Origin of the sequence: Pseudonocardia lacus (assembly GCF_018531445.1) — a bacterium.
GTDB classification, from domain to species: Bacteria; Actinomycetota; Actinomycetes; order Mycobacteriales; family Pseudonocardiaceae; genus Pseudonocardia; species Pseudonocardia lacus.
Map to the genome: position 1 here is coordinate 17400 of NZ_JAHDTH010000107.1, position 10911 is coordinate 28310.

The following is a 10911-nucleotide window of genomic DNA, read 5'->3' on the forward strand; positions in this document are numbered from 1 at the left end:
TCCGGGTCCACCCGTCGCCCTCATCGTGCGCCCAGCGGTGCGGCGGTGGTGGCGGTTGGAGTGGCCCGCTTCTCCAGCCACTCGATGGTGCGCCGGAGGCCGATCTCCAGCGGGACGGGGGCGGCGCCGGGGACCAGCCGCCGCAGCGCCGCGGTGTCGGCCTGGGAGTGGCGCACGTCACCCGCGCGCGGCGGGCGGTGCTCGACGTCGAGCCGGCGCCCGAGCAGGCCGCCGAGGACGGCGATGAGCTCGTTGAGCGTGGTCCGGGTGCCGAAGGCCAGGTTCACCGGTGTCGGCGAGGACGTGCGGTGCTCGACGACCCGGGTGAGCACGTCGGTCACCGAGTCGACGAAGGTGAAGTCCCGGCTCTGCTCGCCGTCGCCGTGCACGACGAGCGGGTCGCCGCGCAGCGCGGCCGCGACGAAGGCGGGGACGACCGCGGCGTAGTCGTGGTCGGGTGGCTGGCCGGGCCCGAAGACGTTGAAGAACCGGAACGCGGTGCAGGGCGTCCCGTAGCAGGAGCCGTACGCCAGGGCGTACGACTCCGCGGCGAGCTTGCTCACCGCGTACGGGCTGGCCGGCCGGCACACCATGTCCTCGGTCTTGGGCAGCGTCGGGTTGTGCCCGTAGACCGAGCTGGACGAGGCGAGCACCACGTGCGCGCCCACGGCGCGCGCGGCGTCGAGCACCTCCAGGGTGCCGGTCACGTTCACGTCGTGGCTGCGCCGCGGGTCGGCGATGGACCGGGGCACCGAGGGCACCGCGGCCAGGTGCACGATCGCCGACGCGCCCGCGCACAGCGCAGGCAGGGCGCCGTCGAGGATCGAGACCTCGTGCACCTCGACGGGCACGCCGTCGAGGTTGCGCCGCCGGCCCGTGCTCAGGTCGTCGACGACCACGACATCGGTGCGCCCGCTCCGGGCCAGCACGCGGCACAGGTTCGACCCGATGAAGCCCGCCCCGCCGGTGACCACGACCTTCCCTCGCGGGTTCACAGGTACTCGACCTCCTTCCCGGTGAGCCGGCGGCGGGTGTCCAGCACCCACGCCTCGGCGTCGGCGAGCAGCCCGTAGTCGACGTCGTCGTGGTCGGTGAGGACGACGACGGCGTCGGCCGCCTGGACCCGGGCAGGCGTGAGCTGCACCAGCCGCACTCCGGGCGGGCAGCGGTGCGCCTCGATGTGCGAGTCGACGACCTGCACGCGGGCGCCGAGGTCGGTGAGCAGTTCGACGACGCGCAGGGCGGGGGACTCCCGGATGTCGCCGGTGTTGGGCTTGTAGGCCAGCCCGAGGACGAGCACCGTGCTGCCGCAGACGGCCTTGCGCCGGGCGTTCAGCCCGGCCGTGATCCGCAGCACGACGTGGTCGGGCATGTGGTCGTTGACGTCGTTGGCCAGCTCGACGAACCGGAAGCTGCGCCCGAGCCGGCGGCGGACCTCCCAGGACAGGTACGTCGGGTCGACCGGGAGGCAGTGCCCGCCCACACCGGGGCCGGGGGTGAACCGCAGGAAGCCGAACGGCTTGGTCGAGGCCGCGTCGATGGCCTCCCAGACGTCCACCCCGAGCTCGTGGGCGAACATCGCGATCTCGTTGACCAGGGCGATGTTGACGTGCCGGAACGTGTTCTCCAGCAGCTTGGTCAGCTCGGCCTCCTTGCAGCCAGAGACCGGGATGACCCGGTCGACCAGCCGGCCGTACAGCGCCTCGACCGCGCGCAACGACACCTCGTTGATGCCGGAGACGACCTTCGGGGTGTTGACCAGCCGCCAGCGCCGGTTGCCCGGGTCGATCCGCTCCGGGCTGTACCCGACGTGGAACTCCCGCCCGGCGGCGAGCCGGCTACCCCGTTCCAGCAGCGGGACCAGCAGCTCCTCGGTGGTCCCCGGGTAGGTCGTCGACTCCAGCACGACGGTCGCGCCGCGTTCGAGCCGGGGCGCCAGTTCCTCGGCGGCCGCCTGGATGAAGCTGAGGTCGGGCAGCGCGTCGCGCAGCGGGGTCGGCACCGTGATGATCGCCGCGTCGAAGCCGTCGGCCAGCGCGTAGTCGGCGGTGGGGCGGTAGCGCCCGGATGCGAGGGCGGCGCGCAGGTCGGCCGGGTCGACGTCCTCGACGTAGGACTCGCCCGCGGCCAGTGCGGCGACCCGGACGTCGTCGACGTCGACGCCGACGACGTCGAAACCGGCCTCGACGGCGCGCATGGCGATCGGCAGCCCGACGTAGCCCTGCCCGACCACGACCACCTTCTGCCCGGTCCCGCTCCCCAGCGTCGGTTTTGTCGGCAGTGTCGTCATCAGGGTGTTCCTCCTCGGACCGGGTGGGGCGGGGGTGGTGCGGCGGTCCGTGGCGGTGGCACGGGTGGTGGCGCCGGTGGTGACAGGGACGGTGGCGCCGGTGGTGGCGCCGGGTGCGGGAAGCCGGGGTTCACCCCGCCGGCGCCGGTGACGCCGGTCGGGCGGAGCAGGCGCGCCGCGGTGAGCGCGACGATGCGCAGGTCGAGCAGCAGCGACCGGTTGGCCAGGTACCACAGGTCCAGCTCGATCCGCTCCGGCCAGCTCAGCGCGTTGCGGCCGCGGACCTGGGCCCAGCCGGTCAGGCCCGGCCGCACGGCCAGCCGCCCGCGCTGGCGCGCGCTGTAGTGCACGACCTGCTCGGGCAGGGTCGGGCGGGGGCCGATCAGGCTCATCTCGCCGCGCAGCACGTTCCACAGCTGGGGCAGCTCGTCGAGGCTGGTGCTGCGCAGCCGCCGGCCGAGCGCGGTCAGGCGGTCGGCGTCGGGCTGGCCGGGGAACCGCTCGGGTCGCATCGTGCGGAACTTGAGGATCGTGAACGGCTCGCCGTGCCGGCCGGCGCGCACCTGGCGGAACAGCACCGGCGGGCCGTGGCGCAGCCGGATGGCGAGCGCCACGACGCCGGCCACGGGCGCCAGCAGCAGCCCGGCCAGTGCGCCGACGACCACGTCCACGGTCCGCCTCACCGGCCGGCCTCCGCGAGCACTTTGTGCACCGCCAGGAGCACCTGGTCGACGTCGGTGTCGGCCATCCGGTGGTGCACCGGCAGCGTCAGCGACGTCCGGGCCAGCGCGGCCGCGTTCGCCAGCACCGCGGGCGGGTGGCCCGTCGAGCGGAACGCCCGCTCCCGGTGGATCTCCGCGCCCCCCCCGTGCGTCGCCGGGATCCCCTCGGCGACCAGCGCGGCGACCACCCGGTCGCGGTCCCAGCCGGCGCCGAGCAGCTCGGGGCGCAGGTGGACGTAGTAGCGGTAGTAGGCGTGGGCGACGCCGGCCGGCGCGGCCGGCAGCCGCAGCGCCGGCACGTCGGCCAGCCCGGCGGTGAGCCGGTCGGCGAGCGCCCGCCGGGTCGCGACCCAGCCGTCGACCTTGCGCAGTTGGCGGCGCCCGACCGCGGCCTGGATCTCGGACATCCGGGCGTTGGTCCCGAAGCTGTCGTGCACGTAGCGGAACCCGGGGCGCGGGGCCGGGGCGGACACGGCGTCGTGGTTCTTGCCGTGGTCCTTGTACTCCCAGCAGCGCCGCCACAGCCGCCGGTCGGCGGTGGTGATCGCGCCGCCCTCACCGGCCGTCGTCATGATCTTGTCCTGGCAGAACGACCAGGCGGCGACGTCGCCGAAGGTGCCGACGCGCCGGCCGTCCCGGCGCGCGCCGTGGGCCTGCGCGCAGTCCTCGACGACGGCCAGCCCGGCCCGGCGGGCCAGCCGCACGACCGGTTCGGCGTCGGCCGGGAAGCCGCCCAGGTGCACCACGACCACCGCGGCGGTGCGGCCGGTGAGCGCGGGCTCGACCGTCGCGGCGGTGAGGCACTGGGTCCGCGGGTCGACGTCGACGACCACCGGCTGCGCCCCGCAGGCCACCACCGCGCTGGCGGTGGCGATGAAGGTGGCCGCCGGCACCACGACCTCGTCGCCCGGACCGACCCCGAGCGCGCGCAGCGCGATCTCCAGTGCGACGGTGCCGTTCGCCACGGCGACGGCGTGCTCGACCCCGGCCCAGTCGGCGAACTCGCGCTCGAAGGCCCGTCCGTGCTCGCCGGTCCAGTAGTTGACCCGGCCGGAGGCGAGCACGGCCGCCGCGGCGGCCCGCTCGTCGTCGTCGAAGTGCGGCCAGCCGGGCCAGCAGCCGGCCCGCACCGGGGTGCCGCCGTGCAGGGCGAGCGCGGACGCGCGGGTCGCGGGGCCGCTCACGACGCCCGCCGGGGCAGCGGGACCAGGTGGTCGGAGCCCGTTCGGGCGCCGGGCGCGGCTCGGCCGTCCGCACCTGACCGGGTCTCGGCCATCGCGGGGGCGGGCAGGTCCAGCAGGACGGCCATCGCCCGGCCGCACCCCACCCGCTCGGCCTGCTCGCGGGCCCAGGTGACCGGCAGCGGCGGCACCGCGATGTGCGAGACGGCCGGGTGGATCGGCCGGCGGTCGACCTCGCCGGAACCGATCAGCTCCTCGTGCAGCTTCTCGCCGTCGCGCAGCCCCGTGTAGACGATCTCGACCGACCGGTTGGCCAGCCGCATCAGATTCTGGGCGAGGTCGGTGATCCGCACCGGCTCGCCCATGTCGAGCACCAGCACCTCGCCCGGGCTGCCGATCGCGGCGGCGTGCACGACCAGTTGCACCGCCTCGGCGGTGGTCATCAGGAACCGGGTCACGTCGGGATGGGTGACGGTGACCGGCCCACCCGCGGCGATCTGCTCGGTGAAGGTGGTGAGCACCGATCCCCGGCTGCCCAGCACGTTGCCGAACCGGACCGACAGGTAGGTGCCCTCGGTGTACGCGGCGGCCTCGGCCACCAGCCGCTCGCCCAGGCGCTTGGACCGGCCGAGCACGCTGACCGGGTCGGCGGCCTTGTCGGTGGAGATGTTGACGAACCGGGTCGCGCCGCAGCGCCAGGCCGCTTCCAGCACGTTCTGGGTGCCCAGGACGTTGGTCCGCCACGCTTCCTCGGGGAACCGCTCCAGCATCGGCAGGTGCTTGAGCGCGGCGGCGTGGAAGACGACCTCGGGGCGACGCTCGACGAACAGCGCGTCGAGGACCTCGGCGTCGCGGATGTCGGCCAGGACGGTGTCGGCGGTGTCCAGCAGCGCGCTGCCGGTGATCGACAGCTGGGTCGCGTGCAGGCCGGACTCGTCGCGGTCCAGCATGATCAGCTCGGCCGGGCCGAACCGGTGGATCTGGCGGCACAGCTCGGAGCCGATCGACCCGCCGGCCCCGGTCACCAGCACCCGGCGACCGGTCAGGTAGCCGGCGATCGCCGCCACGTCGATCTCGACCGGGTGCCGACCGAGCAGGTCGCTGATGTCGAGGTCGCGCAGGTCGGAGTGCTCGACGAGGGGGCGCAGCCGCTCGCTGAGCGGGGGCAGCACCTTGATCCCGAGGCCGGCCTCGGCGGCCGTGCGACTCACCTGGTCCATCGCCGCCGCGCTCAGCTCGCGGTCGGCCACCACGAGCAGGTCGGCCCCGGTCCGGGTGGCGACCTCGGCGAGGTCGTGGCGGGTGCCCTGGACCGGGATCCGGCAGACGCGCCGGTGCCGGGCGGCCGGAGCGTCGTCGAGGAGGGCGACCGGCAGGTAGCCGCTGTCGGGGTCGCTGCTCATCGACTGCACCAGTTGCTGGCCCTCGGCGCCGCTGCCGAGCACGATGACGCGCTGCGCGGCCTCCCCGTCCGGGCGGGCGGCGTACTCGCGCAGCAGTCGCACGGCCAGCCGCGCGCCGACGGCGACGGCGATCGCGATCAGCGTGCCGATCGCGGGGACGGAGCGCGGAACGTGGGGTTCGTAGGGCAGCAGCACCGCGACGAAGGCGACGACGCCGGCCAGCCCCATCACGGTGCACAGCGCGACGGTGCCCTCCGCGCTGCCGATCTCGTGCCGGCCCCGGTACAGGTGCATCGGCACCGCGACCAGCACGTGCGCGACCAGCGCGATGAGCACCAGCAGGGCCAGGCCGCGCCGCTCGATCACCGCGACGTCGCCCTCGTAGCGCAGCCAGATGCCCGCGGTGAGCCCGGCGGCCCAGGCGACGCAGTCCCAGGCCAGCAGGACGAGCCGGCGGGCCGCGTAGTCGGCGGGCAGCCTCGGGCGGGCCGTCGAACCGGTGCTCCGGTCGTCGTGCCGCCGCTCGCCGGCCGGCACGTCCTCGTCCGCTTCTGGTGTCACTTGTCCTCCGACCGCTCATCCCGTGAACCGGTGTGCGGGTATCGACCACCGTTTCCGCATCGGGCGTCGGCCGTGGCCGACGCGCCATCCGGGAAATTCCACGCAACCTGCGCGGCCGTCACGGGGATCGGGACCCGACGGGGGTTGGGAACGATCGCTCCGGACGCTTCTCGACGGTATGCGCAGTAGTTCGCTTCGGGCAATCACTCGAAGGACGAGTGTTCCCCGGTCCGGCGACGAAGGTCGCTGCGCACCGCCTACATGTCGGCCTGAGCTGCAGGGGAAGCCTGTGGTGCGGCCAGATCGCGGCTGATGGGGCCCGTCATCCGATTACCCTGTGTCGGGTTCCGCCGGTCGACGTGAGCGACTTCCCACCCGTCTGTGTACCGGCGGACGCGCCCGGTGAGGATCGCCCGAAACCGTCTCACCGTGATCAGCGTAGTGCGTCGTGCGTTTCCGGTCACAGATTGGTCGGAAATCGCCGCGAGTGCCGCGGAAATCACAGGAAATGCGTGTTTCGCCGCCGCGGTGCCGGTCGGGTCAGCAGTAGGTGGCGACGACGATCCCGGCCATCCGCCGGGCGAACGGAGCGGGCACCGGGTACCGGGCGCTCAGGGCGGCCGCCAGGTCGTCGGTGGTCATGCCCTGCGCGACCATCGCGCACGCGGTCTCGGCCATCCGGACCTCCCGCGCGCCGTCGGCGCTGACCGGCACGCCGGCCGAGCGGAGACCGTCGAGCAGGGCGTCGCGCCGCTCGCCGCCGGCCGGTGTCGCGGGGGCCTTCGGGGCCGCGGCCGGTCCGGACGCCCGCGGTGACGCCGGAGCCGGCGCCGGCGAGGATGACGACGGAGTCGCCGATGCCGGTGCCGTCGAGGTCGACGGGACGGTCGTGGACGTCGTCGCGGAGGCCGCGGTGCGGGCCGCGTCGTCCGCCACCGGCCCGGCGCCGCCGCAGCCGGCCAGCGCGATTGCCGTCGTGATGCCCACCAGCAGCGGGCTCCTACCGCAGCGTCGCATCCGGGCACCATGACCCCTACCGGTGGCCGGCACCGGCCCTGGACGCCCCAACCACACCGTCGTGTGAACCCCGCTCCCGCACGGGAGTCCCGCATCTCCCCTCGCCGGGCCAGTCCCGGCGGACGAGCTGCGGGTCGATCTCCGTTCCGGCGCGTCGCCGCGGTGGTGACGGTCCGTGTCCGTAGGGTCGGTGGCGTGCTCGGGGTAAGTCATGCGACATCGGGTGCGGTGGCCGGGTTGGCGGTGGCGGGCTACGCGCCGCACGCGGTGGGGATCGAGCCGAGCGCCGGCACGGTGGTGACGTTCGCCGCGGTGTGCGCGGGCGCCGCCCTGCTGCCCGACCTCGACCACCCCAACTCCATCGCCACCCGCCGGTTCGCGGCGGCGTCCTGGTTGGCCAGCAACGTCGTCCGGCCGTTCTCCGGGCTGCTCTACGACCTCACCCGGGGCAGGCGCGACACCGGGAAGGGCACCCACCGCGGCATCACCCACACCGTCGTCGGTGCGGTGGCGCTGGGTGTGGCGATCAACCTGGCCTCGGCGCGCTGGGGCGCCCCGGTGCTGGTCGGCACCCTGTTCATCTGCATCGCGCTGGCCATCAAGGGCCTGGACGCGCTGGTCCCCGGCCCGCCGTCGCTGGTCATCGCGGCCGGGCTGACCTACCTCGTCGAGGACGTCGTCCCCGGTGGCACCGCCGGTACCGCGGGCTGGCTGGGCACCGCGGTGACGATCGGCATGATCGTGCACTCGATCGGCGACGCGATCACCGAGAGCGGTGCCCCGCTGCTGTGGCCGCTGCCGATCCGCAGGCGGCGCTGGTACCCGGTGGGCAGCCCGCGCCCGCTGCGGATGCGCACCGGCGGTTCGGTGGAGGCCTGGGTGGTCGCGCCCGCCCTCACCGTCGCCGTGTTCGTGCTCGCCGTGCTCGTCGTGCCCGGGCTGGCCCCCTGGCTCACCGACGTCGGCCAGCAGGCCTACCGGCTCGTGTCCGGGGCCTGACGGGGAGAATGCGGCCATGGCTGTCCGCGAGATCCCGTCCCGTCCGGTCGTCGGCGTGCTGCACCCGGGATCGATGGGGGCCGCCGTGGGCTCGGCCCTCAAACCGAGGGCCGGCGCGGTCATCTGGGCGGCCGCGGGGCGCAGCGTCACCACCTCCAAGCGCGCCGAGCTGGCCGACCTGGTCGGTGTCGCCGACCTGGCGGCGCTGGCCCGGCGCGCCGACGTCATCGTCTCGGTGTGCCCCCCGCACGCGGCCCGCGACGTCGCCGAGCAGGTCGCCGCGGCCCTGGAGGGCCGCGACGAGCGGCCCCTCTACGTCGACGCGAACGCCGTCTCACCGGACACGGTCCGCGGCATCGGCGAGCTCCTGGGCGCCGAGCACGTCGTCGACGGGGCGATCATCGGCCTGCCGGCGTGGGAGCCGGGCCCCGCGGTGCTGTGGCTGTCCGGGGCGGGCGCGGCCGAGGCCGCGGAGCTGTTCGCCGGCACCCCGTTCCCACCCCGGGTGCTGGGGGCCGAGCTGGGCACGGCGAGCGCGCTGAAGGCCTGCTTCGCGCTGCAGACCAAGGCCGTGACGGCGCTGCGGCTGGCCTCGGCCGAAGCGGCCGACCGCTACGGCGTGGTCGACGCGCTGCGCGAGGAGCTCACCCGCACCGGCGCCGGCCCGCTGCCCGACGGGGCGTCGTCGAGGACGGTCGGCAAGGCGTGGCGGTTCGTGGGGGAGATGCAGGAGGCCGCGGCGGCGCTGGCCGCGGTCGACGTGCCCGACGGCTTCTCGCTGGCCGCGGCCGAGGTCTACCGCCGCCTCGCCGCGGCCGACAGCACCGACCGCGCCAACGAGTGGGGCCTGCGCGGCTGAGCGGCGCTCAGCCGGTCGGCCCGAACCGCTCCACGCGGATCGAGCCCACCGGCACCCCCGCCTCCACGAGCACCGCCGTCGCGGCGTCGGCGAAGCCGGGCGAACCACAGACGAACACGTCCTCGCCCCCGCGGACCAGCCCGGCCAGGTCGGCCACGGCCAGCCGGCCCGCGGCCCGACCGGCGCCGGGCGGGGTCTGGCGCGTGTAGAGCACCGTCGTCTGCGGCCCGACGATCTCCGCGGCGTAGTACAGCTCGGCCGGCGAGCGCGCCGAGACCACCAGCCGCACGAGGTCGGCGCGGTCGGTCAGCCGGGCTTGGCGCAGCATCGACATCAGCGGGACCACCCCGGACCCGCCGCCCACCAGCAGCGCGGGGGACGTGCCGGACCAGGCGAAGAACCCGCCGATCGGACCGCGGACCTCCAGCTCGTCGCCGGGCTCGACGACGTCGTGCAGGTAGCCGGAGACCTCCCCGTCGACCAGCCGCTCGACGGTCAGCTCGATCTCGCCGGCCGGCGGGTCGTCGAAGCCGTCGGCGGGCGCCGAGGCCACCGAGTACGACCGGGACGCCGTGTACCCGTCGGGCGCGGTGAGCCGCACGACGTAGTGCTGGCCGGCCAGGTGCGGGCGCGCCGTCGGCAGCGCCAGGCGCAGCGTGCGCGCCGTCGGCGTCTCGTCGCGCACCGAGAGCACCACCGCGTCCTGCCAGCGCAGGGTGGCGCGGTGGGTGGTGCCGTGCGGGGTGGTGCTCACGGTCCTCCGGTCGTCGGCGGGCGGGCGGGTCTCAGTCGCCCTGGTAGCGCTGCTCCTGCCAGGGGTCGCCGCGGTCGTGGTAGCCGTTGCGCTCCCAGAAGCCCTGCTCGTCGTGGTCCATCAGGCGCAGCCCCGAGACCCACTTGGCGCTCTTCCAGAAGTACAGGTGCGGCACCAGCAGCCGGGCCGGGCCGCCGTGCTCGGTGGTCAGCGGCGCACCGTCGGCGTCCCAGACCACCCAGGCCTTGCCGTCGGTGACGTCGGCCAGGGGCAGGTTGGTGGTGTAGCCGGTGTGCGACACCGCCATCACGTGCGTGGCGCTGGGCAGCGGCTTCGCCGCGGCCAGCAGCGTGTCGACCGAGACCCCGTCGAAGGTCATGTCGAACTTGGACCAGGTCGTCACGCAGTGGATGGCGCCGGCGTAGCGCGAGGGCGGCAGCGCGTGGATCTCGTCCCACGTCCAGCTGACCTCGTTCTCCACCAGCCCCTCGACGGTGAAGGTCCAGCGGTCCGTGCCGATGCGCGGGGTGGCCTCGGCGTGCAGCACGGGCCAGTCGCCGCGGGCGTCGTACTGGCCCGGGGGCAGGCGCGGGTCGCGCTCCGCCCGCGAGCGGCCGAAGAATCCTCTGGTGGTGGCCATGTGTGCGCTCCCTCCGGGCCGGGTCGCCCCGACCGATGACCTTGCCAGCACACGGGGCAGCGCGCGAGGGTCTGCTGGTGTTCCCGCCGTGCCCGCGGCGGTGATCCGCGCTACCGGTCGGCGCGGCGGGTCCCCAGCCAGGCCAGCAGCGCGGCCAGCGCGTCCTCGGCGACGGCCCCCGGTCGGTCGGAGCCGAGCCGCTCGGCGGCCGCGGCCCGGGCCCGCACGGCCAGGAACGCCGTGCCGACGGCCGTCACCAGTCCGATGACCGCGGGCACGGCGGGATCGTCGCCGTCGCGGGTGGCCACCGCACCCGCCGCGACGGCGCCGGCGGCCGCGCGGGACAGCAGGCTGGGCAGCGCGGTGCGGGTCGGGGTGGCCGGCAGCTTGTCGCCGACGAGCTCGCCCGCGGCCGCGAGTGCGCTCACCGTGGTGCCGGTGCGCCCGCCCAGCCTGCCGGTGACGGCGCCCCGGTCGTCGGGCCC

The 10911-nt window shown here is 75.2% G+C and carries 11 protein-coding genes; 2 read left to right on the forward strand and 9 right to left on the reverse strand.

Annotation, left to right across the window (positions count from 1 at the left end):
- Positions 1–20 precede the first annotated feature (20 nt).
- The 6 genes from KIK08_RS21895 to KIK08_RS21920 form a co-directional block, all read right to left on the reverse strand.
- Positions 21–995: an NAD-dependent epimerase/dehydratase family protein gene (locus tag KIK08_RS21895; protein ID WP_214405094.1), complete on the reverse strand. Its 975-nt coding sequence runs from the start codon at positions 993–995 to the stop codon at positions 21–23.
- Positions 992–2290: a nucleotide sugar dehydrogenase gene (locus tag KIK08_RS21900; protein WP_214405095.1), complete on the reverse strand. Its 1299-nt coding sequence runs from the start codon at positions 2288–2290 to the stop codon at positions 992–994. Before KIK08_RS21900 ends, KIK08_RS21895 begins: the two co-directional genes overlap by 4 nt.
- A complete protein-coding gene (locus tag KIK08_RS21905) occupies positions 2290–2973 on the reverse strand; it encodes a sugar transferase (RefSeq protein ID WP_214405096.1) in 684 nt (227 codons plus the stop codon). Before KIK08_RS21905 ends, KIK08_RS21900 begins: the two co-directional genes overlap by 1 nt.
- Complete coding sequence (locus KIK08_RS21910) at positions 2970–4196, reverse strand: DegT/DnrJ/EryC1/StrS family aminotransferase (protein ID WP_214405097.1); 1227 nt, start codon at positions 4194–4196, stop codon at positions 2970–2972. The genes KIK08_RS21905 and KIK08_RS21910 overlap by 4 nt, the downstream gene beginning before the upstream one ends.
- A complete protein-coding gene (locus KIK08_RS21915) occupies positions 4193–6157 on the reverse strand; it encodes a polysaccharide biosynthesis protein (protein WP_308257796.1) in 1965 nt (654 codons plus the stop codon). The genes KIK08_RS21910 and KIK08_RS21915 overlap by 4 nt, the downstream gene beginning before the upstream one ends.
- A gap of 540 nt (positions 6158–6697) precedes the next feature.
- A complete protein-coding gene (locus KIK08_RS21920; protein WP_214405098.1) occupies positions 6698–7174 on the reverse strand; it encodes a DUF732 domain-containing protein in 477 nt (158 codons plus the stop codon).
- A gap of 9 nt (positions 7175–7183) precedes the next feature.
- Here KIK08_RS21920 and KIK08_RS21925 point away from each other — a divergent pair, with 9 nt between their 5' ends.
- Complete coding sequence (locus KIK08_RS21925; protein WP_256446334.1) at positions 7184–8173, forward strand: metal-dependent hydrolase; 990 nt, start codon at positions 7184–7186, stop codon at positions 8171–8173.
- A 16-nt stretch (positions 8174–8189) separates the two neighbouring features.
- Entirely contained in the window at positions 8190–9032 is an 843-nt protein-coding gene (locus KIK08_RS21930) for a DUF1932 domain-containing protein (RefSeq protein WP_214405100.1), read from the forward strand.
- A gap of 7 nt (positions 9033–9039) precedes the next feature.
- Here KIK08_RS21930 and KIK08_RS21935 read toward each other — a convergent pair whose 3' ends face one another.
- The 3 genes from KIK08_RS21935 to KIK08_RS21945 form a co-directional block, all read right to left on the reverse strand.
- Positions 9040–9786: an FAD-binding oxidoreductase gene (locus KIK08_RS21935; RefSeq protein ID WP_214405101.1), complete on the reverse strand. Its 747-nt coding sequence runs from the start codon at positions 9784–9786 to the stop codon at positions 9040–9042.
- Between the two features lie 31 nt (positions 9787–9817).
- The gene (locus tag KIK08_RS21940; RefSeq protein WP_214405102.1) at positions 9818–10426 is read right to left on the reverse strand and encodes a sulfite oxidase-like oxidoreductase; all 609 of its coding nucleotides are present in this window, start codon (positions 10424–10426) and stop codon (positions 9818–9820) included.
- Between the two features lie 110 nt (positions 10427–10536).
- Positions 10537–10911 (reverse strand): hypothetical protein (locus KIK08_RS21945; protein WP_214405103.1); only part of this gene is annotated, 375 nt, incomplete at its 5' end.

Coding starts and splice junctions, on each gene's coding strand:
- KIK08_RS21900 (WP_214405095.1), bottom strand. CDS start 2,290: ATGACGACACTGCCGACAAAACCGACGCTGGGGAGCGGGACCGGGCAG.
- KIK08_RS21920 (WP_214405098.1), bottom strand. CDS start 7,174: ATGCGACGCTGCGGTAGGAGCCCGCTGCTGGTGGGCATCACGACGGCA.
- KIK08_RS21925 (WP_256446334.1), top strand. CDS start 7,184: ATGACCCCTACCGGTGGCCGGCACCGGCCCTGGACGCCCCAACCACAC.
- KIK08_RS21930 (WP_214405100.1), top strand. CDS start 8,190: ATGGCTGTCCGCGAGATCCCGTCCCGTCCGGTCGTCGGCGTGCTGCAC.
- KIK08_RS21940 (WP_214405102.1), bottom strand. CDS start 10,426: ATGGCCACCACCAGAGGATTCTTCGGCCGCTCGCGGGCGGAGCGCGAC.